The sequence below is a fragment of the Ectopseudomonas composti genome (assembly GCF_001567565.1).
Taxonomy (GTDB): Bacteria; Pseudomonadota; Gammaproteobacteria; order Pseudomonadales; family Pseudomonadaceae; genus Aquipseudomonas; species Aquipseudomonas composti_A.
The window spans coordinates 799657-826505 of sequence record NZ_LSSW01000029.1; the positions used below are offsets into that span (position 1 = coordinate 799657).

Here is a 26849-nt window from a genome sequence, read left to right on the forward strand (position 1 = left end):
GGGTCAGAGCCACTATTGGGCCATGCCGAAACAGAGCACCATCATTTTTCCTGCAGGTTGTAGGCGCGCTCACCAATGTGCGACAGCAGCAGATAAGCCGAACCGATCATGCCCTGCATGGTGTCGGCGAAGCGGCTGCGGTTGAAGTAGAGGAACTGATGATTCTTCACCGCGAACAGGTTCTGCCATTGCGGCGAACGGCGAAACGCCTCGGTGCCGGCCTCCGAGTCGAGCATTTCCTCGTAGGTATCGATGATGAAGTCGCTGTCGAAGTCGCCAATGCGCTCCAGGCTGTAAGGCACATTCTGGCGCGCCTCTTTGAAGGCCGCCACGCGCCCCAGGCCGAAGTCGGCGATCACGTCATCCATGCCGGAGCGACCAATCAACTGGAAGCCATCCGGGTAGACCTCCAGGGTGGTTACGGTGATGCGACCGGGATCCTTCACCCGCTTGGCGAACTCGCCAACGATCCACTGGTACTCCTTGAGCATCTCCTGGTAGCGCTGCTGCTTGCCCACCAGATCGGCCAGCTCCTTGGCGTAGGTCTTGATATCCGCCTCGCGCGCCGGCAGCAGCACCACGGGCGCGATCTTGCTCAGCCGCTCCTTGAGCTCCTCGTGATAGGACAGCCCGACGATCAGGTCCGGCTTCAGCGCGGCAATGGCTTCGAGATCGGGCGACTGGTGCGAGCCGACATAGCGGATGGCGGAAACGTCGAAACGCTGCTGAGCACCACGAAACAGCGCATCGGAGAACAGCTTCTTGCGCCCGGCGGAGCCGCAGGGCGTCACCCCTAGCTCGAGCAACTGCGTAGTCAGGCTGAGGTCGTGCAAGGACACCACGCAACGCGGCGCAACCGGCACCTCGACGCGGCCAAACTGATTCTCGAACACCCGCATCTCAGCAGCGAACGCCTGCACGGAAGTCAGGCCAACCAACGCACAACCCAGCAGCAAAAAAGCTCTCAGCTTTACCATCATCGTCGTCATGTCCTTGAGTGAAGGCGCGTCAACGGTTGCGTTGCCGCGCCAGCAAAACCAATAGATAGGGTGCACCGATAAGCGCCACTACCAGCCCGGCAGGTAGCTGCAGCGGTGGCATTAACGCCCGGCCGAGGGTGTCGCCGAGCAAGACCAGTACGGCGCCGAACAGCGCCGACAGTGGCAGCAACGCACCATGTCGATCACCACAAAGCTGGCGGGCCAGGTGCGGCGCGACCAGACCAACGAAGGTCATCACGCCGATATTGGCCACCGTCGCGGCGGTCAGCATCACGCTGCTGAGCAACAACAGAAGCATCAGCCCGGTCAGGTTGAGGCCTCGACTCAGCGCCACGCCCTCGCCCAACTGCATGAGATTGAGCTGACGATGGCACAGCAGCAGCGGCAACCCTGCGATCAGCAACCACAACGCCAGGCTCTGTACCTGCGGCCAGCCACCACGGTGCAGGCTACCGCCCAGCCACATCAGTGCCGACTCGACGCGATCGATATTGCCGTAGGTAATCAGCAGGTCAGCGACGGCGCCGAGCATGGCCGTCAGCCCCACACCAACCAGAATCAAACGCAGCGGTGCGATGCCGCCGCGCCAGGACAGCCCGACGATGAACAACGCCACCGCCAGTCCGCCCAGCAACGCCGCCATTGGATAAAGCTGCAGCGGTAGCGCTGACGGCCATAGCACCAGAATCAGCAGCATGGTGACGCTGGCCCCCGCCTCCACCCCTACCAGGCCGGGCGCCGCCAGAGGATTACGCGTCAGCGACTGCATCAGCACGCCTGCCAAAGCCATGGCCGCGCCACCGAGAATCGCCAGCAAGATGCGTGGCAGGCGCAACTCCCACAGCACGTTGTCCTGTATGGCCGACAGATCGCCGATAAACAGGCTCTGCCAGAGCTGAGCCATACCCAGCGAATAGCTGCCCACCGTGGCGGCGTAGAGCGCCAACCCCAGCAGCAGCACGACCAGTAACAGCGCGGACAGCATATCGATCGGCCGGCCGATCCAGGGCAGCCCGGCGAGACGTCTGGGCGTCGTCAGCCAGCGGCTCATTTCAACTTCCTCAGCACCAGGACGACGAACACCGGGCCACCGATCAGCGCCGTGACGATACCCGTGTTGAGTTCATAGGGGCTGACCAGGGTACGCGCAACGACATCGGCCAGAATCAGCAACAAGCCGCCCAGCAATGGCGTCGCCAGCAGCAGGCGACGCAAGTCATGCCCTACCAGCAGCCGCGCTGCATGCGGCACCACCAGCCCTACGAAACCGATAGGCCCGGCCAGGGCCACCGCGCAGCCAGACAGCAGCACAACCGCAGCCAGACTCAGCAGGCGCATGCGCAGCAGATTGACGCCCATGCTCGAAGCCACCTGCGCCCCGAGACGATAGGCATTCAGTGCCCGGACGTTGATCAGGCAAAGCACCACACCTGCGGCCAGGTATGGCCAGAGCCAGCTTGGCAGGTTGGCGCCAGCGATGCCCAGCGAGCCGGTCAGCCAACGGCGCAGACTATCGAGCCCCTGCTGATCGAGCAGCAGCAAGATAGCCGTGATGGAACCGAACAGCGCGGCCATCATCGCCCCGGAAAGCGTCAGGCGCACCGGATTGGGCCTACGCCCCGCCAGCAGCATGACCCCAACTGCGGCAACCAGAGCACCACTGAAGGCGAACAGCGGAATCATGCTCATGTCGTTGCCGGGCAACACCAGCAGCCCCACCACCACGAACAGTGCCGCACCACTGTTGATACCGAGAATGCCCGGATCAGCCAGAGGGTTGTCCCCCACGGCCTGCATCACCGTGCCCGCCAGGCCCAGACAGCCCCCCACCGCCATCGCCACCCACAGGCGCGGCAGACGAGAGCCCTGAATCACACTGTGATCGGAATTACTCGGGTCGTAGGCCACCAGCGCCTGCCAGACATCGCTCCACGGGATCGACTTGGCGCCCACCGCCAGATGCAGCATCGAGGCCAGGCCGATACCCACCAGAATCGACAACCAGATCGGCCAGGCCCACGCACGCATCACAGGCTTACCAGGCAATCAACGACGCGAGAGCGCGTGGAGGAAGCCGGTACGCACAAAGGGTCGCCCGAATGCGGATCGGTAATGATGTGCGCATCCAGATCGAATACGGCCTTGAGGTTGTCCGGCGTGAACACATCCGCTGGAGCCCCCTGCGCATGCACCTTGCCCCGGCGCAGCATCACCAGATGATCCGCGTAGCGCGCAGCCTGGTTCAGGTCGTGCAACACGGCGACGATGGTGCGCCCCTGGTCACGCAGTTCGGCCAACAGCTCGAGCAAGGCAATCTGGTGGGCAATATCGAGAAAGGTGGTGGGCTCGTCGAGCAGGATCACCGGAGTGTCCTGCGCCAGGGTCATGGCGATCCAGCAGCGCTGCAGCTGGCCACCGGACAGGGTGGACAAGGTGCGATCCAGCAGCGTGGTGATGTCGGCCAGCGCTACCGCTCGATCCACTGCCTGCTGATCCTTCTCGCTCCACTGCTGCCACCAGTTCTGCCAGGGGTAGCGCCCCTGCATGACCAGCTCACGCACCGTGATACCGGCAGGTGAGGTGGTGCGCTGTGGCAACAGAGCAACGCGCTGAGCCAACTCGCGCCGCGAAAACTGCGCATGCGGCCTGCCCTCGAGCAGCACCTCACCACTGGCCACACGCTGCATGCGCGCCAGCACATTGAGCAAGGTGGTCTTGCCACAGCCATTGGCGCCAATCAGCGCGGTAAAGCAGCCATCGGGAATCGTCAGGCTGATGTCATCCAGCACCTTCAGCTCGTCAAACCGGAGCTGAAGTCGCATCGCTTTCAACATGCGCACACACTCGAATTCGAACCACGCCGCCAACCACTGACCAGCTCGAAGGCCAGACAGACTGACGGACATACGGGGTTCACCGCGAAAATCGTACCCAGCTCGACTTGCCTTGCTCCGTGCCAGTGTTCGAGCCTTGGGTCATTGCGCGTAGCTTGCAGCAATAGCCTAGTGAAGACAATAAATTGTTAAGTAGTACAAATCTTTCTCATTTAGATGTAGAGTTCACGGCGCTATAGCAACCTGCCAACAGCGCTGCGCCATGATGGATCGTCAGAATGTCCTCGGCCACGCGCAGACATACCTCTAAAGACAACAGGACCCGTCACGCATGCGCCACGTATCGTTGCAAGAACGCCCGGAACACACCGCTCGACGCCCAGGATTTCGTCTTACAGCTATCGCCCTGGCTATGGCTAGCCTGAGTTCAGCGGGGTTATCTGCAGCCGAGCGAGACACCACGAATGCCACTCAGCCAGTGGAACTCGGCGCCACGACAGTGACCGGCCAGGCCCAGGAAAAACCCACGGGCTACGTGCCGGGTTACGTGGCCAAGCGCAACATGAGCGCGACCAAGACCGATACGCCGATCACCGAAACGCCGCAGTCGCTGTCGGTGGTGACCAGCGACGAGATCCGCGACCGCCAGTCGGAAACGTTGGCCCAGGCGCTGAGCTACACACCAGGGTTCACCGCCAGTTCGACCGCTTTCAACCGCACTGCGGATCGCTTCCGTATCCGCGGTTTCGAGGTCGAGTCCGGCACCGGCGGTTCGCTGCGCGATGGCCTGCGTCTGCAGAACAATTCCTACGACGGGATTCAGGAGCCTTATGGCCTGGAGCGCGTCGAGGTCGTTCGCGGCGCCGCTTCGGTGCTCTATGGTCAGCTCTCGCCCGGCGGCATGGTCAATGGCGTCAGCAAGCGTCCGACCGAAACGCCCTTCCATGAGCTGAACCTGCAAGTAGGCTCCCACGACCGCAAGCAAATCGCTGCAGACTTCAGCGGCCCGCTGGCTGGCAGCGACACCCTGAGCTATCGCCTGACCCTGCTCAGCCGCAACAGCGACACCCAGCAGGATCATATCAACGACGACAAGTTCTACATCGCCCCGGCGCTGACCTGGCGCCCCAACGAAGACACCTCGCTGACCCTGCTGTCCTTCTACCAGAAGACCGATACGCGCTTCCCCGCGTCCCTGCCCTATCAGTTGGTCAAAGGTGTAGGTGATAGCGCTTTCAAGATCGGTCGCCACGATTTCATCGGCGAGCCGGACTACGACGACATGAACGGCGAGATGTCGACGCTGGGCTACGAATTTCAGCACCACTTCAACGAAAACTTCACGCTCAATCATAAGCTGCGATATTACGAGTCGGATGTGAAGTTCAACTACGTTCAGCTTCCATTCTCGGGAGCGGCCAGAAGAGCAGCAATTGCGCAAGCCTCAGCCACTGGCATTCTGGCACGCCAATACAGTGATCGACGCGAGCGCGCGCGAACCTGGGCCAGCGATACCAATATTGAGTCGAAATGGCAGCTCGGTAGCACCGAGCACACCGTACTGGTTGGTTTCGACGGCTACGACACCTCCTACGACTCGCATAACTTCCGTGGCAACGCCCCAAGCCTGGATCTGACCCGTTACAACTATGGACAACCGGTAGTAGTAAACAAGGATCGCAGCCTGGATCGCGGCTCACAGCTCGACACACTACAAAAGGGTGTCTATTTCCAGGATCAGATCAAGTTCGACGACAAGTGGATATTGCTGCTCGGCGGCCGCCATGACTGGGCCGATCAGCAGCAAATGGCGCATCGCAATGACACCAAGGCCAGTCAGGATGACGAAGCCACTACTTACCGCGCAGGACTGGTCTACGTCGCAGATAATGGCCTGGCACCCTATATCAGCTACAGCGAGTCGTTCTTCCCGGTTTCCGTTGCGTCAGTCACCGGCCAGACCTTCGACCCCACCGAAGGCAAGCAGTATGAAGTCGGCGTGCGCTATCAGCCCAAGGACAGCAACCTGCTACTCAGTGCTGCCATTTACGAGTTAACCCAAACCAACGTCCTGAGCACCGACAACAATGGCGATCCTCAGCAGACAGATGAAGTCCGTTCCCGGGGCCTTGAACTCGAAGCCAAAGCGGACGTCACCACGGCTCTTAGCCTGATCGCCTCCTACGCTTACACCGATGCTCGTATTACCAAGACCGTCGACCCTGATAAAAGCGTTGGCCAACGCAGCGACGATACGCCCTACCACCAGGCCGCCCTGTGGGCCAGCTACGACTTCGCCAACTGGGGTATTCCGCAACTGACCGTAGGCGCCGGCGCTCGCTACATGGGTACAACCCAGGCCTCGGAAATGGATTCGGCCATGCCTGCCTATACCCTGTTCGACGCCATGGCCCGCTACCAGATCGACGACCACTGGAACGTGACCGTCAACGCCAGCAACCTGGCCAACAAGCGCTACACGCAGTGCTCGTTCTCCACCTGCCAATACGGTGACGAACGCACCCTGCTGACCTCGGTGAACTTCAACTGGTGATGCGTCCATACCCAGCAAACCGATGGAGTGGCAGGCTTCTACCGAAGCCTGCTGCCATCCTTGCAAACCACCAAAAACGAAAAAGCCGGCTGCAATAGCCGGCTTTTTCGTTGCGGAGTCGATGGCGTCCCCTGCTGGAATCGAACCAGCATCTAGCCCTTAGGAGGGGCTTATTCTATCCGTTGAACTAAGGGGACACGGCCGTATTGGCAACGACCGGGCCGCATCTTAGCGGCGACGCACGCATTTGTCATGTCGTGCCCCTCTCGCTGCCTAGCGCTGCCAGCTTTGGGAAACCACCCTGACGGCCGCTGCAGCGCGCAGTGGTTGCACACCGCCGCGCAGACGCTCCAGCGCCATGCGGTCGGCAATCGCAGTGGTGGTCTCGCCTTCGCGTTCAGCGCGCTGGAAGATTTCCGTCAGGGTCGGGCCGATACCTTCGATATGCGCCTTGAGCTCAGCCGCAGTGCCGCCGGTGCGCTCGTAGCAGACGTCGATGATGCCACCTGCATTGATCGCATAATCCGGCGCGTACAGGCACTCGCGGCGGCGCAGCAGCTCGGCCAGGCTGGCATCGGCCAGCTGATTGTTGGCGGCGCCGGCGATGATCGGTGCACGCAGTGCTTCGAGGGTTTGCAGGTTGACGATGGCGCCCAGCGCGCACGGCGCGAACACGTCCACGTCGAGGCGGTAGATGTCGTGCTGGCCGACCGCAGTGGCGCCTAGCTGGCTGACCGCGCGCTGCACGTTGGCCTCGAAGATGTCCGTCACCCATAGCTGCGCGCCGGCTTCCTTGAGCAGCTTGGCCAGGCCAAAACCGACTTGGCCGACACCCTGGATGGCCACGCGCACGCCTTCAAGATCCTGACGCCCCAGGCGATGCGCTGCGGCCGCCTGGATGCCGATAAATACGCCATAGGCGGTCGAAGGCGACGGATCGCCGTCACGGCTGCCACCGCCGAAGGCTTCACGCTGCCCGGCGCCGGCCACATGGCGGGTGCGCTCGGCCATGATGCGCATCTCGGCCACGCCGGTGCCCGAATCCGCCGCAGTGACATAGCGCCCGCCCAGGCTGTCGACGAAATCGCCCATGGCCTGGAACAGCGCCTCGCTCTTGCCGGTGTGCGGGTCGCCGATGATCACCGCCTTGCCGCCGCCAAGCGGCAAACGGGCCAGCGCCGATTTGTAGGTCATGCCGCGCGACAGGCGCAGCACATCGCGCAGTGCCTCTTCGTCAGTGGCGTAGTTCCACATGCGGCAGCCGCCCAGTGCCGGGCCGAGCGTGCTGTCGTGGATGGCGATGATGGCTTTCAGGCCGCTGGCCTGGTCGTGGCCGTAAACCACCTGTTCGTGCTGATCGAAGTCGACGTGAGTGAAGACGGACATCGGGTTACCTCGGATGTAAAAAGCCGCCCCTCCCCCGCAAGGGAGAGGGTGGCAAAGGGGATGGGAAGGTCAGGCAGCCGGTTCGAACAACTGCACCGCGGCGATCTCGCTGACGGTCAGACGCGCCTTGAGCTGCGTTGCCTGTTCGCGCGCCTTGGCCAGCGCCGCGTCCTTGACGTGGCCGTAGCCGCGGATCTGCTCCGGAATCTCGGCCAGCGCCACTGCCGTGCGGTAGTTACCGGCGTTGAGCTCGGCGAGCAGGTAGGCCACGTTGGCTTCGTACTCCTCGATCAGCTCGCGCTCCAGGCGGCGCTCGGCACTGTGACCGAACGGATCGAGCACGCTGCCACGCAGGAACTTGAAACGCGCCAGCACGCCGAATGCCTTGAGCATCCAGGGACCGAAGCTGCGCTTGCGCGGCTCGCCGGTGACCGTATCCGGCTTGCTCAACCAGCTCGGCGCCAGGTGGAACTGCAACTGGTAATCGCCTTCGAACTGCGCTTCGAGCTGTTTGCGGAAGGTCTCGTCACTGTACAGCCGCGCCACTTCGTACTCGTCCTTGTAGGCCAGCAGCTTGAAGTAGTAGCGCGCCACAGCCTTGCTCAGGCGCTGCTGGGCATCGCTGTCGGCCTTGCGCACACGCTCGACCAGCGCCCGGTAGCGTTCGGCATAGGCCGCATTCTGATAGGCGCTCAGGCGCTGCACACGGTCGGCGACGATCTCATCGAGCGTGCTGCAATGCGGCGCTTCGACGACCTTGGGCGCAGCGACTTTCTCCACTGCGGTCAGGTCATGCGCGGCGCGACGGCCCCAGAGGAAGGCCTGCTGGTTGAGCTGTACGGCCACGCCATTGAGCTCGATGGCCTTGTTGAGCGCCTCTGCCGACACCGGCACCAGACCCAGCTGATAGGCATAGCCGAGCATGAACAGGTTGGTGGCGATGCTGTCACCGAGCAACCGGGTCGCCAGGCGAGTGGCATCGACGAAGCGGGTCTTGCCCTCACCCACCGCCTCGCTGATCGCTTCGCGCATGGCAGCGCCGGGCACCTGGGCATCGGGATTGCGGGTGAATTCGGCGGTCGCCGACTCGTGACTGTTGATCACCGCATGGGCGATCTTGTCGTTGAGCTTGGCCAGCGCCTCCTCACTGGACGACACCACCAGGTCGCAACCCAGCAGCAGATCGGTTTCTCCGGCGGCGATGCGCACGGCGTATATATCGCTCTGCCGCGCGGCGATACGGATGTGGGTGATCACCGGGCCGAACTTCTGCGCCAGGCCGGCCTGGTCAAGCACCGTGCAGCCCTTGCCTTCGATATGCGCGGCCATGCCCAGCAGTGCACCGACGGTGGTCACGCCACTGCCACCGACGCCGGGCAACAGGATGTTCCAGGGCCGACTCAGGGCCGGCTGCTTCGGCTCCGGCAAGGCGATGAACAGCGCGCCCAGGCCAACGGCCTCGGGCTTGCGCAGGCTGCCGCCATGCACGGTGACGAAGCTCGGGCAGAAGCCCTCCAGGCAACTGAAGTCTTTGTTGCAGGCGCTCTGGTCGATCTCGCGTTTGCGCCCCAACTCGGTCTCCAGCGGCAGTACCGAGAGGCAGTTGGATTTGACGCTGCAATCACCGCAGCCTTCGCACACCGCCGGGTTGATGAAGGCGCGCTTGGCCGGATCGACCAGCTTGCCGCGCTTGCGCCGACGGCGCTTCTCGGTGGCGCAGGTCTGGTCGTAGAGGATCACCGAGCAGCCCTTGACCTCGCGCAACTCGCGCTGCACGGCGTCCAGCTCGCGGCGGTGATGGAAGGTCACGCCCGGGGCGAAGGTGGCGCGGGTCGGGTACTTGTCCGGCTCGTCGCTGACCAGGGCGATGCGTTTCACGCCTTCGGCATGCACCTGCTGGCTGAGCTGGTCGATGCGCAGCTCACCGTCGATGGGCTGGCCGCCGGTCATGGCCACCGCGTCGTTGTAGAGGATCTTGTAGGTGATGTTGACCCCGGCGGCCACGGCGGCGCGCAGGGCCAGGTGACCGGAGTGGAAATAGGTGCCATCACCGAGGTTCTGGAACACATGCGGGGTGTCGGTGAACGGCGCCTGGCCGATCCAGGTGGCACCCTCGCCGCCCATCTGGGTAAAGGTATCAGTGCTGCGGTCCATCCACTGGGTCATGTAGTGGCAACCGATGCCACCCAGGGCACGGCTGCCTTCCGGCACCTTGGTCGAGCTGTTGTGCGGGCAGCCGGAGCAGAAATGCGGGGTGCGCACAGTCTTGTGCTTGGGCGCGGCCAGGGCCTTTTCCTTGGCATCGAGGAAGGCCAGGCGCTCCTCGATGGTCGGGCTGCTGTAGATCGGCGCCAGGCGCTTGGCGATTACCCGGGCGATCATCGCCGGGGTCAGTTCACCGAGGTTGGGCAGCAGCGAATTGCCTTGTTCATCGAACTCGCCGACCACCCGCGGGCGCTTGCCTACCGGCCAGTTGTAGAGCTGCCCCGTAAGCTGGTCTTCGATGATGCTGCGTTTTTCCTCCACCACCAGGATCTCATCCAGGCCTTCGGCGAACTGGTGCACGGACACCGGTTCCAGCGGCCAGCTCATGCCGACCTTGAGCACGCGCAGGCCAACCTTGGCGCACAGCGCCTCGTCCAGACCGAGGTCATCCAGGGCCTGACGCACGTCGAGGTAGGACTTGCCGGTGGTGATGATGCCGAGGCGCGGGTTGGGCGAATCGAGTTTGACCTGGTTGAGGTTGTTGGCCAGGGCGAAGGCACGCGCGGCGTAGATCTTGTAGACGTTGAGGCGTTTTTCCTGGGCCAGGGGCGGATCCGGCCAGCGGATATGCACGCCGTCTTCCGGCAGTTGGAAATCCTCGGGAATCTTGATCTGGATGCGCAGCGGATCGACGTCCACCACGGCAGAGGAATCGACGTTTTCGGCGATGGTCTTCAGCGCCACCCAGCAGCCGCTGTAGCGCGACAGTTCCCAACCGATGATGCCGTAGTCTAGCACTTCCTGGACGTTGGCCGGGTTGAGCACCGGAATCGATGCGGCAATGAAGGCATGCTCGCTCTGGTGGGCGATGGTCGAGGACTTGCAGCCATGGTCGTCACCGGCCAGCAAGAGCACACCGCCGTGCTTGGAGACCCCGGCCGAGTTGCCGTGCTTGAACACGTCGCCGCTGCGGTCGACGCCCGGCCCCTTGCCGTACCACATGGCGAACACGCCGTCGTAGCGCGCGCCGGGGAACAGGTTGGCCTGCTGGCTGCCCCACACTGCCGTCGCGCCCAACTCTTCGTTGACGCCAGGCTGGAAGTGGATGTGGTTTTCCTTCAGGTAATCGCGCGCATCCCACAGGCTCTTGTCCAGACCGCCCAGAGGCGAGCCGCGATAGCCGGAGATGAAGCAGGCGGTATTGAGTCCGAAGGCGGCGTCACGCTGCTTCTGCAGCATGGGCAGGCGGGTCAGCGCCTGGGTGCCGGTCAGGTAGAGGTGACCAGTAGCGAGGCGGTATTTGTCATCCAGGCGGATTTCGGCCAGTGACATGGAGCGCTCCTTTTATTCTTATGGCGAGCACAGAGAGCGCGACGGTAAACACGCTCCGTTGGACCCTGCCGCAGGATCACTGCGACGGATTTGCCTAAATCATGACCGGAGGGTTCCGCTTTTTTCTTTCTATTTTTCAGCAGCGAGGGCGATACTTCGCATGATCATTCCAACAATTACAAAAAATCGGAAACAATCATGCAGGACAAGCTCAGCCCCATCGACCGCCGGATTCTCCGCCTGCTGCAACACAATGCCGACCTCTCGGCTGCAGAGGTGGCAGAAAAGGTCGAGCTGTCGCAATCGCCTTGCTGGCGGCGTATTCATCGTATGCAGGAAGAAGGACTGATCGAGCGCAAGGTCGCCCTGCTCAATCACAAGCGCCTGGGCTTCGGCATCACGGTGTTCGTCGACATCAAGCTATCGGCCCACGGCCGCGGAAATCTGGACGAATTCGAGCAGGCCGTGGTGGGTTATCCGCAAGTGCTGGAGTGCTACAGCATGGCCGGCGGCTCGGACTACCTGCTCAAGGTGGTGGCCAAGGACATCGCCGATTACGAGCGTTTCCTGCGTGACCACCTGCTGCAGCGCCCGCATGTGCATGAAGCGCACTCGCATATCGCCATGAGCGAGGTCAAACGCACCACCGAGCTGCCGCTGGATTAAGACAGGGCCTGGCGCCTGGCTCTGCGCGCCCGCACAGCGGCCAGCAGCGACGGGCCGAGTGCGGTGAGTGCCGAGCCGAGCACCACCACCACGGCGCCTGCATAGGCGATCCAGTTGACCTGTTCGGGCAGCACATGGTCAGGCCACCAGGTCGATGCCAGGGCCACGGACACGAACGTCACCAATGGCGTCAGCGCCAGGGTCGCGCTGACTCTCGAGGCCTCCCAGTGCGCCAGTGCTTCGGCGAAGGCGCCGTAGGCCACCAGGGTATTGAGGCAGCAGGCCAGCAGCAGCCAGCCCTGCAGCGGGCTCAGCTCGAGCACCTGCAGCGGCTGCGCCCAGGGCGTCAGCAGCAGTGCGCAGGCCAGGTAGATGACCATCATCACCTGCACCGAGCTCCACGAGGTCAGCAGTTGCTTCTGCGCCAGGCCGTAGAAGGTCCAGACGAAGGCGGCAGCCAGGACGGTGAGCACTCCGGTGGTATAGGTGGTCAGCGAGGTCAGCAGTTCGCCCAGGCGCTGATTGAAGAACAGACCGAAGCCCAGCAGCATCACCATCAGGCCAATCGCCTGGCCCAGGCTGAAGCGCTCGCGAAAGACGAACAGGCTGCTGATCAGCAGCAGGATGGGCGCCACCTGGATCACCAGTTGCGTGGTACCGGGGCTGAGCAGATTGAGCCCGACCAGATACAGCACATAGTTGGACGTCAGCCCAGCGATGGCCAGTGCCAGCAGCCAACCACCCTTGCGCCCCAGAGGACGAAAACGTGGCAGCCGGCGGCTCGCAGCGAGGTAGGCCAGCAGCAGGGAGCCGGCCACGGCCAGGCGGTACCAGGTGACCGTCACCGGGTCCATCACCTGCAGTACTTCTTTCAATTTGATCGGCAGGATGCCCCACAACACTGACGTGATCAGGGCCAACAGCAGGCCGTACATCCAACGGCCGGATGAAATGTGCATGACAACCTCTGGCAGGCAGCCAACAGAGCGTGTCGACCGCAGCAGAGCATTCTAGGAGAGGCCACCACACCGACACAGCAACAGTTCAGCCTGGTTGCAGCGCAGAACTGTACTGCTGGGCACACCAGCGACGCCAACCAGCCGGCGTCAAAAACCCCAAAAAACCACAGAAAAGCAGCCAAAAGGACGCCAAAGTCGACCACCTGTCGCCTGGCCAGGCAGGCCGCATCGCCCACAGTAGACTCAGCTTATCCAGCCCCTGCAGATGGAGCCCTCACCATGTTCGGCCAACGCAGCCTCGACCCTCAACCGGGTACGCATTACCGCAGCTCACGCGTCAGCGCCGTCAATGGCCAGTATTTCTTCGCCACACGCGAAGGCACGCTGGAAGGCCCCTACCGCTCGCGCCACGACGCCGAACAGAGCATCGTGCGTTACATCGAACGCATGGTCATGGCCGACAAGCTGATGCGCCACAGCAGCGAGCACATCGATAACCTGCAGCGGCGCGAAGCGATCAAGCACAACCAGGAGCCTTGAGTGCTCACGCTACAGGTGCGCCAACCCCAGGTCGCCTCGATGCGCCGCCAGGTGTGGCAAGACCGCCGCCAGCAGCGGCTCCTTGAAGGCATCCTGAAAGCGGTGCGCCAGGCCCGGAATCAACTTGAGCTCGGCGCCCTTGATATGCGCCGCCACGTGCACGCCATGCATCACCGGCAACAGCGGGTCGGCGGTACCGTGTACCACCAGTGTCGGCACCTTCAGGCGATTGAGCAGTTCGACCCGGCTGGACTCGGCAAGAATCGCCAGTAACTGGCGCTGCACCCCTTCGGGGTTGAAGGCACGGTCATAAGCGACCTCAGCCTGGTGCAGAAGCAGGGCACGATCATCATGCACCGCCGGGCTACCGAGCGCCGCCAGCAGGTCCGCCTGTTGCTGTAACGCCGCCTCGCGACTGCCCGCCTCGCGTCTTGCCAGCAGCGCCACCAGCGCGTCGCTGGGGGCCGGCAACCCCTGGGCACCCGAGCTGGTCATCACCAGCGTCAGGCTCAGCACCCTCTGCGGCGCCAGGTCGGCCAGGTGCTGGGCGATCATGCCGCCCATGCTCGCGCCCAGCACATGAAAGCGCTCGACACCGAGCTGATCCATCAGCCCCAGAGCATCGCCGGCCATGTCCCGCAGGTGGTAAGGCACGCCGAGGGACAAACCCAGGCGATAGCGCAGCACTTCGTAAGGCAGATTGATGCTTGGCGCAGGCTTTCGCCAACTGCTCAGACCCACATCGCGGTTGTCGAAGCGTACGACGCGAAAACCCTGCTGGCACAAACGCTCGACCACCTCGTCAGGCCAGTGGATCAACTGCCCGCCCAGCCCCATTACCAGCAGCAGAGTCGGATCGCGCTCACTGCCAACACTTTGGTAGGCCAGGCGCACATCGCCAACGTCGGCGTAGCGGGTGGGCTCATTCAGATCACAACGATTGGCCGCAAGAGTCGGCAGGCCGCATAGCAATGCGGCGAGAAAGATCAGTACACGCATGAAAAACACCAGAAACGCAGAACCCCACTGAAACGCGAGTCTGATGAAAGTCATTCGGCGGCGCTGCCACACAAGCGTGACAGTTTGATGAAGGAGGACGAACGGTTGCCCGGATGGTGACCAAAAGCCCAGCCCAGAGCGTCGCGCTGCCCTCCCCTCAGGTGCCCGAGGGAGGGGCAGCGCGACTGGCGGCAATCAGGCCAGCTCGACGCGCAACTGCCTGGCAGCGGCGACCATGTTCACCAGCGCGGCTTCGGTTTCCGGCCAAGCGCGGGTCTTCAGGCCGCAATCGGGGTTGACCCACAGGCGCTCCAGCGGAATGCGCCGTGCCGCCTTGCGCAGCAACCCGGCCATCTCGGCACTGTCAGGCACACGCGGCGAGTGAATGTCATAAACGCCCGGGCCGATCTCGTTGGGATATGCGAAGCGCTCGAAAGCCTCCAGCAACTCCATGTCCGAACGCGAGGTCTCGATGGTGATGACGTCGGCATCCATCGCCGCGATGGACTCGATCACATCATTAAACTCGCTGTAGCACATGTGGGTATGGATCTGCGTCTCGTCACGCACGCCGCTGGCGGTCAGGCGGAAGGCTTCGGTAGCCCAGCCCAGATAGTGCTGCCAAGCCGCCTGACGCAGCGGCAAGCCCTCGCGGAACGCAGCCTCGTCGATCTGGATGATCTTGATGCCGGCCACTTCCAGATCCACCACCTCGTCACGAATCGCCAGCGCCAGTTGCCTGGCCTGCACTTCACGGGCCACGTCCTCGCGCGGGAACGACCACATCAGCATGGTCACCGGGCCTGTGAGCATGCCCTTGATCACCTTGTCGGTCAGGCCCTGAGCGTAGGTGATCCACTCCACGGTCATGGCCTTGGACCGACTCAGGTCACCGACGATCACCGCCGGTTTGACGCAGCGCGAACCGTAGCTCTGCACCCAGCCGAAGCGGGTGAACGCGTAGCCGTCGAGTTGCTCGGCGAAGTACTCGACCATGTCGTTACGCTCGGCCTCGCCATGCACCAGCACGTCCAGACCCAGGCGCTCCTGCACCTGCACCGCAAGGCGAATTTCGCTGTGCATGGCCTCGGTGTACTCGGCGTTGCTGAGCTTGCCCTGCTTGAACGACTGCCGCGCCAGGCGGATGGCCGAAGTCTGCGGGAAGGAGCCGATGGTCGTGGCCGGCAGCAAGGGCAGCTGCAGGCACTCGCGCTGCTGTTCGATACGCGCGGCGAACGGCGACTGGCGCTGGGCATGGCGCGGACGAATCGCCGCCAGGCGGGCCTGCACCTCGGGCTTGTGAATGCGCGTTGAAGTGGCGCGAGCTGCCTGGACTGCGCGACTCGCCTCCAGCGCCGCTTGCACCGCGGCATCCTGCGGCGCCTCCAGGGCCTTGCCGAGCAATGCCACCTCCTGGCACTTCTGCACGGCGAAGGCCAGCCAGCCTTTCAGCTCCGCGTCGAGCTGGTCTTCACGGGCCAGGTCCACCGGGCTGTGCAGCAGCGAGCAGGACGGCGCCACCCACAGACGCTCGCCCAGACGCTCGTGAGCGTGACGCAGCACCTCGAGGGCTTTATCCAGATCGCAGCGCCAGACGTTGCGCCCATTGACCACGCCCAAGGACAACACCTTATAGGCCGGCAGACGATCGAGAATGGTCGGGTACTGCTCGGGCGCACGCACCAGATCGATGTGCAAGCCGTCCACCGGTAGGTTGGCGGCCAGGCCCAGGTTGTCTTCCAGGCCAGCAAAATAGGTGGCGATCAGCTTCTTGCATGGCTCGCGCTGGATCAGGTTGTAGGCACGCTCGAAGGCGTTCTTCCACGCCTGCGGCAGATCCAGCACCAGGATCGGCTCGTCGATCTGCACCCACTCCACGCCCTGTGCAGCCAGACGCTGGAAGATCTCGCCATAGACCGGCAGCAGACGTTCGAGCAGCTCCAGCTTGTCGAAGTCGTCGCCCTTGGCCTTGCCCAGCCACAGATAGGTCAGCGGACCGATCAGCACCGGCTTGACCCGGTGACCGAGCGCCTGAGCTTCAACCACCTCCTCGAACAGTTGCTCCCAGCTCAGGGCGAACCGTTGATCCGCACTGAACTCCGGCACCAGGTAGTGGTAGTTGGTATCGAACCACTTGGTCATCTCTTGCGCATGAGCGCCGCCACAACAACTGCTACTGACGCCACGCGCCATGGCGAACAGGGTATCCAGCGTCGGCTTGCCCGCAGCCGAACGAAAGCGCTCGGGAATCACCCCGAAAGCCATGGAGTGACCGAGTACCTGGTCGTACCAGGCGAAGTCCCCCACGGGCAGCAGATCGATGCCGGCATCCTTCTGCAGCTGCCAGTGCTCGGCACGCAGGCGCTGGCCGACGGAACGCAGACCGGCTTCGTCCAGCTCGCCTTTCCAGTGCGCTTCGAGGGCTTTTTTCAGTTCACGGTCGCGACCAATGCGCGGAAAACCGAGAGAGTGAGACAGGGCCATGTGGTGAAACTCCAGAATCAATCGAGATGGCGCCATTCTCGGCATCACGTCAGAGTGAGACAAACTCAAGATTTTCGTCTTGATCTAAAGTTTTACTCATGTAGGCTGTATGAACCATTTTCATCCAGTTACGGCATTGGATGAATGAAGCCCTAGTAGAGACCCGTCATGCTCGAACTCCGCCACCTGAAAACCCTGCACGCCCTGCGCGAAACCGACAGCCTGGTGGAAGCCGCCGAGCGCCTGCATCTGACCCAGTCGGCGCTTTCGCATCAATTCAAGGAACTGGAAGAACGCCTCGGCCTGCAGCTATTCGTGCGCAAGACCAAGCCGGTACGCTTCACCAGCGCCGGCCTGCGTCTGCTGCAACTGGCCGACGCCACCCTGCCCCTGCTGCGCGGCGCCGAGCGTGACCTGGCGCGCCTCGCTGGCGGCACTGCCGGCCGCCTGCACATGGCCATCGAGTGCCATAGCTGCTTCCAGTGGCTGATGCCGACCATCGACCAGTTCCGCGACGCCTGGCCGGAGGTGGAGCTGGATCTGGCTTCGGGATTCTCCTTCGCCCCGTTGCCGGCGCTGGCCCGTGGCGACCTGGACCTGGTGGTGACCAGCGACCCCATCGAGCTCGCCGGCATCACCTACGTACCGCTGTTCACCTACGAAGCCATGCTCGCCGTGGCCAACCAGCACCGCCTGGCACACAAGGCCTGCATCCAGCCGCAGGATCTGGCCACGGAAACCCTGATCACCTACCCGGTGGAACGCGACCGCCTGGACATCTTCACCCGCTTTCTCGAACCCAACGACGTCGAGCCGGCACAGGTACGCACCTCCGAGCTGACGGTGATGATGATGCAACTGGTGGCCAGCGGGCGTGGCGTATGCGGCCTGCCCAACTGGGCGCTGCACGAGTACAGCTCGCGTGGCTACGTCAGCGCCAAGCGTCTGGGCGAAAAAGGCTTGTTCGCCACCCTCTACGCGGCGATCCGCACCGATATGCTCGACGCGCCGTTCATGCGTGACTTCCTGCTCACCGCCAAGGACACCTCGTTCGCCAGCCTCGAGGGCGTCAGCGTCGCGCGCTGAGCGTCCTTTCACACACAAGGCAGCTGGCAGCCAAACGAATTTCGTCGGCTGCCCGCGTGCTTCGCCCTCATCGTGGGCAGGCATGTGACGCCCTGCCATCCGTAACAGCCGCGGCCTGCGAGCAACGAGCCTGGCCGGTAATTGCCTTGTTACAACTCTCGCCTTGCTGCGCCGTGACTGACGGTCATAGCATGACCGCCGGTCACGTCAACTGCGGAAATGTCCATGCGCTACCAGGATCAACTCTTCCAGCAACGCGAAAGCGCCCTGCTCGAAGCCGCCCGCCAGCTGTTCCAGAGCCAGTCCTGGGACCGCGTCACCATCGCCGAAGTGGCACGCCATACCGGCATCGGCAAGGGCACCGTGTACAAGCACTTCCCCAGCAAGGAAGCGCTCTATGCGCGCCTGGTGCTCGATCGTTCGCGCATGCATCTGACCGAGCTGCGGGCACTTTCTCACTCCGCACCGGCGCCGGAGGCCATGCGCCGAATGATCCGTCGCGCCTTCGAGCAGTTGCTGGCCGACCCACTGCAGGCCCAGCTATGCCTGCACTGCGATCGACCGGCCTTTCAGGAACGACTGGAACCGCCCTACCGCGAGCAATTCCTCGAACTCGAAGCCGAGTACGTGGCCCTGTTCGGTGAATTGCTGCAGAACAGTTTCGCCGGTCTGCAGCTCTCTGCCGAGCATTGCCAGCACCTGCTGTGGGGCGTGGAGGCCTGCATCAACGGGGTGATGACGCGCATTGCCTCGGGCGGCTTCGAGCATTGGGCCGACCCCATTGCCTTCGACGCCTATTTCGAGCGCGTCACCGACTTCATCATCGCCGGCCTGCAGGGCCAGGCCGCCGCGCTGCTGGCAGCGCCCGCCATCAACGAGTGAGCCATCGCCATGTTCGCGCAATTGAGCAAACGCCCCTGGATCATCGCCGTCGTCATCGTCGTTGTGTTGCTGCTTTGGCTGCTCAGCGGAGACCGCTTCATGGCACGCGACGACGTACAAGCCGAGCCCGACAAGCCTGCCGCAGCGCCCGAACTGGCCAGGGTCGAGGTGCAATGGCTGGAAGCACAGCCCATGCAGCGCCAGCATGTCGTGCAAGGTCAGGTCGAAGCCTGGCGGCGGGTAGAGCTGCGCGCCCAGGTCACCGGCAGTGTGCAGAACCTGGATCAGGACAAGGGCAATCGGGTGGCTGCCGAGCAACTGCTGCTCAGCCTCTCGCCAGATGACCGCCCGGCCCAGGTCGCACGCAGCGAGGCCGATGTACGCCAGCGTCAGAGCGATGTCAGCGCAGCCAAACGCCTGCGTGAACGCAGCCTGGTCTCGGCCAATGAACTGATGCGCCTGGAGAGCGAGCTGGCCAAGGCCCGCGCCGAACTCGACAGCGCCCGTCTGCAGCAACGCAACACCAAGATCAGAGCGCCGTTTGCCGGCATCTATGACCAGCGCATGGTCGAACTCGGCGATTTCGTCCAGCCCGGGCAAAGCCTGTTGACCCTGGTGGATATCGACCGACTCAAGGTCAGCGCACAGATTGCCCAGCAGCAGGTCATCCAGCTCGAATTGGGCCAACCCGTCACAGTGGAACTGCTCGACGGCCGCACGCTGCGGGGCGAGCTGTACTTCATCGCCGCTGCCGCCGACCCTGGCTCGCGCAGCTTCCGCATCGAGGTCAAGGTGGACAACCCGGACGGCCTGCGCCTGGCTGGCGCCAGCGCCACGCTGCATATCCAGACCGGCGAAACCATGGCCCACCGCCTGTCCCCCGCGCTGCTCAGCCTGGACGAAAACGGCCGCCACGGCGTCAAGTGGGTCAATGATGCGCAGCGCGTGGAGTTCACCCCGGTCGAGCTGATCAGCGTCGATAACCAGGGCGCCTGGGTCAGCGGCCTGCCAGCGAAGGTGGCCTTGATCACCCTTGGCCAGGGCTTCGTCCAGCCGGGTCAGCAGGTGCGCACGCAACTCGCCGAGGGCAGCTGAGATGCACGCACTGATCTCTGCCGCTCTCGACCGCAGCCGCACCACCATCCTGATCCTGCTGTTTCTGCTTTGCGGCGGACTGGTGGCCTATATCGCCATGCCCAAGGAGTCCAACCCGGACGTCGCCATCCCGATGATCTACGTCTCGGTCACCCTTGAAGGCATCAGCCCGGAAGATGGCGAACGCCTGCTGGTGCGCCCGCTGGAGCAGGAACTGCGCAGCCTGGAGGGCGTCAAGGAAATGCGCTCGGTGTCCAGCGAGGGCCATGCGTCGGTGACGCTGGAGTTCGACGCAGGCTTCGATGCCAAGGTGGCGCTGGCCGATGTACGCGAGAAAGTCGACACCGCTCGCAGCAAGCTACCAGAGGAAGCGGACGAGCCTACGGTCACCGAAGTCAACGTGGCGCTGTTTCCGGTGCTGTCGGTGGGGCTGTCCGGACCGATTGCCGAAACCGAACTGGTGTACATCGCCAGGCGCCTGAAGGAGAACATCGAAGGCATCGCCGAAGTGCTGTCGGTGGAAATCGGCGGTGACCGCGAGGACCTGCTGGAGATCGTCGTCGACCCGCAGGTGCTCGACAGCTACGGGATCGATTACAACGAGCTGTTCAACCTGGTCAGTCGCAACAACCGCCTGGTCGCTGCCGGCAGCCTGGATACCGGTGCCGGCCGCATGAGCATGAAGGTGCCCGGCGTCATCGAAGACCTCGAAGACGTGATGAACATGCCGATCAAGGTGGTCGGTGACAGCGTGGTCACCTTCGCCGACGTCGCCACCATCCACCGTACCTTCAAGGACCCGACCGGTTTCGCCCGCATCAACGGCCAGCCGGCCATCGTGCTGGAGGTGGCCAAGCGCAGCGGCGCCAACATCATCGAGACCATCGATCAGGTCAAGGCGCTGATGGCGCAGGCGGCGCCCCTGCTGCCGCCGGGCGTGGAAGTCAGCTACATCATGGATCAGTCGCAGGAGGTGCAGAGCATGCTCGGCGACCTCCTCAACAACGTGCTGACCGCCATCGTCCTGGTGTTGATTCTGGTGGTGGCGAGCATGGGCATGCGCTCGGCACTGCTGGTCGGGCTGACCATTCCCGGCGCTTTTCTCAGCGGCATTCTGCTGATCTGGATGCTCGGTTTCACCCTCAATATCGTCGTGCTGTTCAGTCTGATTCTGGTGGCCGGCATGCTGGTCGACGGCGCCATCGTCGTCTCCGAGCTGGCCGACCGCTACCTGCAGCAGGGACAGACGCCGCGTCAGGCCTGGGCCAACGCCGCCACGCGCATGGCCTGGCCGGTGATCGCCTCCACCGCAACCACCCTGGTGGTGTTCCTGCCATTGCTGTTCTGGCCCGGCGTGGTCGGCCAGTTCATGAAGTACCTGCCGGCCACGGTGATCATCTGCCTGCTGGCCTCGCTGGCCATGGCACTGGTATTCCTGCCGGTGCTCGGCGCCGTCACGGGCGGCCAGGCCCGACCGCGCGCGCCGTCTACCCACCTCGCGGGCAGCGTCTATCGCCAGTTGCTGGAAACCCTGCTCAAGCGTCCCGGCCTCACTCTGCTCGGCATGCTCGCGTTGGTTGCGCTGATTTACGTCGGCTACGGGCGCTTCAACCATGGCGTGGAATTCTTCCCCGACGTCGAACCGGAAAGCGCGCAGATCTGGCTGCGCGCACGCGGCGATCTATCGGTGCAAGAGAAGGACGCCCTGCTCAAACAGGTCGAGAAGCAGGTACTTGGCATGCGCGAGGTCAAAGCGCTGTATGCCCGCTCCCTGGCGCAGCCGGAAGGCCAGCTCGGCGCTGATGTGATCGGCACCTTGCAGTTCCAGTTCGTCGACTGGCACCAGCGCCGCCCCGCCAAGGAGATTCTTGCCGACATGAGCCAGCGCACCGCCGGCATCCCCGGCGTGATACTGGAATTTCGCCAACAGGAACAAGGCCCCACCGATGGCAAACCGGTGAAACTGCAGATCAGTGCGCTGGATCCGGCACAGGGCGAAGCGTGGGTCGAGCGTATTCGCGGGGAAATGCACAAGCTCGGTGGTTTCGTCGATATAGAAGACGACCGCGCCCTGCCCGGCATCGAATGGCGGATCAAGGTCGACCGCGAGGCCGCCGCGCGCTTCGGCGCCGACGTGCTCAGCGTCGGCAACGCGGTACAGATGATCACCAATGGCCTGAAGCTCGCCACCTACCGCCCGGAAGATGCCACCGACGAAGTCGACATTCGCGTGCGTCTGCCTGGCAACTGGCGCTCGCTCGACCAGCTCGGCCGCCTGACGCTGAACACGCCGGCGGGCCAGGTGCCTCTGAGCAACTTCGTCGACCTGCAGCCGGCACCCAAGGTCGGCACCCTGCGCCGCGTCGACGGGGATCGCACCATCACCCTGCAGGCAGATCTGGCCGAAGGTGCGCGCCTGGATGAACGCCTCAAGGCATTGCGTGAAGCGCTCGGCGAAGTGCCGGCCGAGGTCAAGGTGACATTCGCAGGTGAAGATGCTGACCAGCGTGAGGCCGCCACCTTCCTGATGACGGCCTTCGCCGTCGCCATCTTCCTCATGGCGATCATCCTGGTGACCCAGTTCAACAGCCTCTACCAGGCTGCGCTGGTGCTGTCGGCCATCGTCCTTTCCACTGCCGGGGTGTTGATCGGGTTGCTGGTCAACGGCCAGTCGTTCGGCATCGTCATGGTCGGCATGGGTCTGATCGCCCTGGCCGGCATCGTGGTCAACAACAACATCATTCTGATCGACACCTATAACCAACTGCGCCGCCAGGGCCTGGAGCCACGCGAAGCCGCGCTGGAAACCGGCAGCCTGCGCTTGCGTCCGGTGCTGCTGACCGCGGTGACCACCATCCTCGGCCTGATGCCAATGGTACTCAGCGTCAATGTCGACCTGATCAGCCCCAGCCTCGGCTTCGGCGCACCCTCGACGCAGTGGTGGACCCAACTGTCCAGCGCCATCGCCGGCGGCCTGGCCTTCGCCACCGTACTGACCCTGCTGCTTACGCCCTGCATGCTGGTACTCGGTGCTCGCTTCGAGCGCCGCCCACCGTCACTGGAGACCTACGACACCGACCTGCTCGACCTACCGGAAAACCTCATGCCCCCTCGCCCGAACGCGGTGCGGCGGCAAAGTACCGACTGAAACAGCCTCCCGAGAGGGTGCATGGCAAAATGCCATATATCGTCTAGACTACTCAGCAATGACGACCAAGGGCGGGGATGGAGAGGCAGCAGGGATGCTATTTACAGGCAGCGGGCGCACAGCGCCCTGCAGAAACGACAAAGCCCTCTGCGTGAGGGCCTTGTATTTCACTCGCCTCGCAGACCAGCGAAGGCAATGAAGACCGAGCTAACGAAGTGTATGGGGTCGGCGTCCTGCCTGTTGGCCACTTCGTTAGCCCGGTACCCGGAGAGTAGATCAGGCAGTGGCATTGTGCCAAGCAGCAATTACGTGGCGCCCTTCACATAGCAAGAAGCTCCTCGACGTACTGCAGCACGCGCCAACCCCAATAAAGCATCTACCGCGTAACACTCCGCAACTTAGCACTAACGTCACAGAGCATGTTTCGCACAACTTTCGAGCAAAACCGAAAACTCACGCCACACAAGCATGCACGGAGAGATGTTGTTTTTATGGCGCCATAAAAACAACATGAAATAACGAGACTGTTTTTTGACGCCCAAAAAAGATCAAAATATAAGTTATTGTTTTTATTATAAAAATAACAAAAAATCGCCGAATTAAAAAACAACTAAAAGTTTGGTTCAGGTTTTGCTTGAAATGCCCTAACAGCCAACTTAGTATCCGCGCCATCTCAGATCCCCCCGACGTAATATTGCAGTAATTAGCCTGCAATCTTATCGGTGCGATCATGAACACGGATGTTGGTCAGCACTTTTGAAATAGACCGACTCAACTACTGCGAGATATGGAACCATGAGAATCAGCATCTTTGGATTGGGTTATGTAGGCGCTGTTTGCGCCGGGTGTTTGTCGGCCCGTGGCCACGAGGTCATTGGGGTCGACGTTTCTCAGACCAAGATCGACTTGATCAACCAGGGCAAATCGCCAATCGTCGAACCCGGCCTAGCTGAACTGCTCGACGCTGGCGTACGTTCCAAGCTGCTGCGCGGCACCACTGACGTCAGCGCAGCCGTTCTGGCCAGCGAACTCTCGTTCATTGCCGTCGGTACACCGAGCAAGCGCAATGGCGATCTGGACCTCGGTTACATGGAATCGGTGTGCCAGCAGATCGGCACCGCCCTGCGTGAGAAGCAGGAACGTCACACCATCGTCGTGCGCAGCACGGTGTTGCCTGGCACGGTAAAGAATGTCGTGATTCCACTGATCGAAGCGGCATCCGGCAAGAAAGCCGGCATCGATTTCGGCGTGGCCACCAACCCCGAATTCCTGCGCGAAAGTACCGCGATCAAGGACTACGACTTCCCGGCGATGACCGTAATCGGCGAACTGGATGAACAGTCCGGCGACCTGCTTCAGGAGCTGTACAGCGAACTCGACGCCCCGATCATCCGCAAGTCGATCGAAGTCGCCGAGATGATCAAGTACACCTGCAACGTGTGGCATGCCGCCAAGGTCACTTTCGCCAACGAGATTGGCAACATCGCCAAGGCCGTCGGCGTCGATGGCCGCGAAGTGATGGACGTGATCTGCCAGGATCACAAACTCAACCTGTCCAAGTACTACATGAAGCCCGGCTTCGCCTTCGGCGGCTCCTGCCTGCCCAAGGATGTGCGCGCCCTCTCCTACCGCGCTGGCAGCCTCGACGTCGAAGCGCCGCTGATCGGCTCGCTGATGCGCAGCAACGCAGCCCAGGTGAAAAGAGCCTTCGACATCGTCGCTGGCTACGACAAGCGCCGTATCGGCCTGCTGGGCCTGAGCTTCAAAGCCGGTACCGATGACCTGCGTGAAAGCCCGCTGGTAGAGCTGGCCGAAATGCTCATCGGCAAGGGTTACGAGCTGAGGATCTTCGACAGCAACGTTGAGTACGCCCGCGTGTTCGGGGCCAACAAGGAATACATCGAATCGAAGATCCCGCACGTCTCCTCGCTGCTGTGCAAGGAGCTGGACGAGGTTGTAGCGGCCTCCGACGTCGTGATCATCGGCAACGCCGAACCACGCTTCGCCGAGGTGGTGAAGAACATTGGAAAGGACAAGCAGATCGTCGATCTGATCGGTTTCATGGAGCACGCCACCCAGGCGAACCAGGAAGGCATTTGCTGGTAAGCAAAAGCTAACAACAACGTAGGCGGCACCTCTCGGTGCCGCTCGACTGGTTACGGCGCCTGCCGGTTTCCTGCCAACAGCCCTGAATCGATGATTGCAAGGAGCGATACCATGATCCCTCTGATTTTGTCTGGCGGCAGCGGCTCTCGCCTGTGGCCCCTGTCACGCAAGCAGTATCCCAAGCAGTTTCTCGCCCTGACCGGAGGCGAGACGATGCTCCAGCAGACCCTCGGGCGCCTGGCGATCGAGGGCATGAGCAAGCCCATCGTGGTGTGCAACGAAGATCACCGCTTCATCGTCAGCGAACAGCTCGCGAGCATCGATCAGGCCGCGCAGACCATCCTGCTCGAACCATTCGGCCGCAACACCGCTCCCGCAGTGGCGATCGCCGCCATGCATCTGCTGGCCGAAGGTCGCGACGAACTGCTGCTGGTCCTGCCAGCCGACCACGTGATCGAAGACGTGTCGGTGTTCCACCAGGCCCTGGGTGTAGCTCGCAAGGCTGCGCTAGAGGGCGCGATGGTGCTGTTCGGTGTACCGGCTGAACGGCCGGAGACTGGCTATGGCTATATAAAGACCGGCCACGACGCTGAAGGCCTGCCGGCTGGCGTCCTCTCGGTCGAGGCATTCGTGGAGAAGCCCGACCTGGCGACGGCCAGTGAATTCGTTGCGCAAGGCGACTATGTCTGGAACAGCGGCATGTTTCTGTTCCGCTGCAGCCGCTACCTGGAGGAGCTGCAGCGTCACGATCCGGACATCTATGACACCTGCCAGCTGGCCCTGAGCCGTAGCACGCGGGACTTGGAGTTCATCCGCATCGACCCGAGCGCTTTCGAGTGCTGCCCTGACAACTCCATCGACTACGCCGTGATGGAGAAAACCGACCGGGCCTGCGTGGTGCCACTTGCCGCTGGCTGGAACGACGTCGGCTCGTGGTCTGCGCTATGGGACGTGCAAGACAAGGACAGCAACGGCAACAGCCAGTCCGGCGACGTGATCCTGCACGATAGCCGCAATTGCCTGGCGCACAGCCAGAGCAAACTGGTGACCCTGGTCGGCCTGGACGATGTGGTAGTCGTGGAGACCAAGGACGCCGTCATGGTCGCGCACAAGGATCGCGTGCAGGACGTCAAACAACTGGTCAACAACCTGACCAGCAAGGGTCGCAGCGAAGCGGACAACCACTGTCAGGTGTATCGCCCCTGGGGCAGCTACGACTCGATCGACAGTGGCAATCGCTTCCAGGTCAAACGCATCGTCGTGAAACCGGGCGCCAGCCTGTCCCTGCAAAAACACCATCACCGCGCCGAACACTGGATCGTGGTATCCGGCACGGCCCGTGTGACCTGCGACGACAAGACGTTCCTGCTCTGGGAAAACCAGTCGACCTACATCCCCATCGCCGCCGTTCACCGCCTGGCCAACCCCGGCAAGATTCCCCTGGAAATCATCGAGGTCCAGTCAGGTAGCTACCTGGGTGAAGACGATATCGAGCGTTTCGAGGATGTCTACGGCCGCACCGGCGACGTGACGATCAGCTAACCCGGCTAGACGTGCCCACAAGGCTTCAAT

At 62.7% G+C, this 26849-nt stretch carries 17 protein-coding genes, 1 tRNA gene and 1 pseudogene; 9 read left to right on the forward strand and 10 right to left on the reverse strand.

The window, feature by feature from the left end:
• Window positions 1-41: 41 nt before the first annotated feature.
• Genes PCLY_RS20075 through PCLY_RS20090 form a run of 4 tightly spaced genes read right to left on the reverse strand, consistent with a single transcriptional unit; the run spans window position 42 to window position 3823 of the window.
• The gene (locus PCLY_RS20075) at window positions 42-980 is read right to left on the reverse strand and encodes an ABC transporter substrate-binding protein (RefSeq protein ID WP_231740183.1); all 939 of its coding nucleotides are present in this window, start codon (window positions 978-980) and stop codon (window positions 42-44) included.
• Window positions 981-1008: 28 nt separating this feature from the next.
• Window positions 1009-2052: a FecCD family ABC transporter permease gene (locus PCLY_RS20080; RefSeq protein ID WP_061241532.1), complete on the reverse strand. Its 1044-nt coding sequence runs from the start codon at window positions 2050-2052 to the stop codon at window positions 1009-1011.
• Window positions 2049-3029, reverse strand: coding sequence for a FecCD family ABC transporter permease (locus PCLY_RS20085; RefSeq protein WP_061241534.1), 981 nt, complete (start codon window positions 3027-3029; stop codon window positions 2049-2051). The genes PCLY_RS20080 and PCLY_RS20085 overlap by 4 nt, the downstream gene beginning before the upstream one ends.
• Complete coding sequence (locus tag PCLY_RS20090; RefSeq protein ID WP_231740184.1) at window positions 3029-3823, reverse strand: ABC transporter ATP-binding protein; 795 nt, start codon at window positions 3821-3823, stop codon at window positions 3029-3031. The genes PCLY_RS20085 and PCLY_RS20090 overlap by 1 nt, the downstream gene beginning before the upstream one ends.
• 424 nt (window positions 3824-4247) lie before the next feature.
• On the opposite strand from PCLY_RS20090, the gene PCLY_RS20095 reads away from it, so the two are divergent.
• Complete coding sequence (locus PCLY_RS20095; RefSeq protein WP_061241538.1) at window positions 4248-6389, forward strand: TonB-dependent siderophore receptor; 2142 nt, start codon at window positions 4248-4250, stop codon at window positions 6387-6389.
• A gap of 122 nt (window positions 6390-6511) precedes the next feature.
• Here the strand turns inward: PCLY_RS20095 and PCLY_RS20100 are convergent.
• The 3 genes from PCLY_RS20100 to PCLY_RS20110 form a co-directional block, all read right to left on the reverse strand.
• A tRNA-Arg gene (locus tag PCLY_RS20100) sits at window positions 6512-6586 on the reverse strand.
• 76 nt (window positions 6587-6662) lie between these two features.
• A complete protein-coding gene (locus tag PCLY_RS20105; RefSeq protein WP_061241540.1) occupies window positions 6663-7775 on the reverse strand; it encodes a Leu/Phe/Val dehydrogenase in 1113 nt (370 codons plus the stop codon).
• 69 nt (window positions 7776-7844) lie between these two features.
• Window positions 7845-11312 (reverse strand): indolepyruvate ferredoxin oxidoreductase family protein, encoded by a 3468-nt coding sequence (locus PCLY_RS20110; protein ID WP_061241542.1) that lies wholly within the window; start codon window positions 11310-11312, stop codon window positions 7845-7847.
• 198 nt (window positions 11313-11510) lie between these two features.
• Here PCLY_RS20110 and PCLY_RS20115 point away from each other — a divergent pair, with 198 nt between their 5' ends.
• Entirely contained in the window at window positions 11511-11978 is a 468-nt protein-coding gene (locus tag PCLY_RS20115) for an Lrp/AsnC family transcriptional regulator (protein ID WP_061241543.1), read from the forward strand.
• On the opposite strand, the gene PCLY_RS20120 is transcribed toward PCLY_RS20115, so the two are convergent.
• Window positions 11975-12937 carry a DMT family transporter gene (locus tag PCLY_RS20120; RefSeq protein ID WP_061241545.1) on the reverse strand — a complete coding sequence of 321 codons (963 nt, stop codon included), beginning with the start codon at window positions 12935-12937 and terminating at the stop codon, window positions 11975-11977. The genes PCLY_RS20115 and PCLY_RS20120 overlap by 4 nt on opposite strands.
• A gap of 279 nt (window positions 12938-13216) precedes the next feature.
• On the opposite strand from PCLY_RS20120, the pseudogene PCLY_RS20125 reads away from it, so the two are divergent.
• Window positions 13217-13387 (forward strand): annotated as a pseudogene (locus PCLY_RS20125) (DUF6316 family protein); the annotation flags it as partial.
• A 99-nt stretch (window positions 13388-13486) separates the two neighbouring features.
• Here PCLY_RS20125 and PCLY_RS20130 read toward each other — a convergent pair.
• Both PCLY_RS20130 and metE read right to left on the reverse strand, forming a co-directional pair.
• Window positions 13487-14476 carry an alpha/beta fold hydrolase gene (locus PCLY_RS20130; protein WP_061241662.1) on the reverse strand — a complete coding sequence of 330 codons (990 nt, stop codon included), beginning with the start codon at window positions 14474-14476 and terminating at the stop codon, window positions 13487-13489.
• 195 nt (window positions 14477-14671) lie between these two features.
• A complete protein-coding gene (gene metE / locus PCLY_RS20135; protein ID WP_061241549.1) occupies window positions 14672-16960 on the reverse strand; it encodes a 5-methyltetrahydropteroyltriglutamate--homocysteine S-methyltransferase in 2289 nt (762 codons plus the stop codon).
• Between the two features lie 168 nt (window positions 16961-17128).
• On the opposite strand from metE, the gene metR reads away from it, so the two are divergent.
• The 6 genes from metR (at window position 17129) to PCLY_RS20165 (ending at window position 26819) form a co-directional block, all read left to right on the forward strand.
• A complete protein-coding gene (gene metR / locus PCLY_RS20140) occupies window positions 17129-18046 on the forward strand; it encodes a transcriptional regulator MetR (RefSeq protein ID WP_061241551.1) in 918 nt (305 codons plus the stop codon).
• 225 nt (window positions 18047-18271) lie between these two features.
• Complete coding sequence (locus PCLY_RS20145) at window positions 18272-18928, forward strand: TetR/AcrR family transcriptional regulator (protein WP_061241553.1); 657 nt, start codon at window positions 18272-18274, stop codon at window positions 18926-18928.
• Window positions 18929-18937: 9 nt separating this feature from the next.
• Window positions 18938-20023: an efflux RND transporter periplasmic adaptor subunit gene (locus tag PCLY_RS20150; RefSeq protein WP_061241555.1), complete on the forward strand. Its 1086-nt coding sequence runs from the start codon at window positions 18938-18940 to the stop codon at window positions 20021-20023.
• A 1-nt stretch (window position 20024) separates the two neighbouring features.
• The gene (locus PCLY_RS20155) at window positions 20025-23171 is read left to right on the forward strand and encodes an efflux RND transporter permease subunit (protein ID WP_061241556.1); all 3147 of its coding nucleotides are present in this window, start codon (window positions 20025-20027) and stop codon (window positions 23169-23171) included.
• Between the two features lie 795 nt (window positions 23172-23966).
• Window positions 23967-25277, forward strand: coding sequence for a nucleotide sugar dehydrogenase (locus PCLY_RS20160; protein ID WP_061241558.1), 1311 nt, complete (start codon window positions 23967-23969; stop codon window positions 25275-25277).
• Between the two features lie 111 nt (window positions 25278-25388).
• Entirely contained in the window at window positions 25389-26819 is a 1431-nt protein-coding gene (locus PCLY_RS20165) for a mannose-1-phosphate guanylyltransferase/mannose-6-phosphate isomerase (RefSeq protein ID WP_061241560.1), read from the forward strand.
• The last annotated feature ends 30 nt before the right edge of the window (window positions 26820-26849 follow it).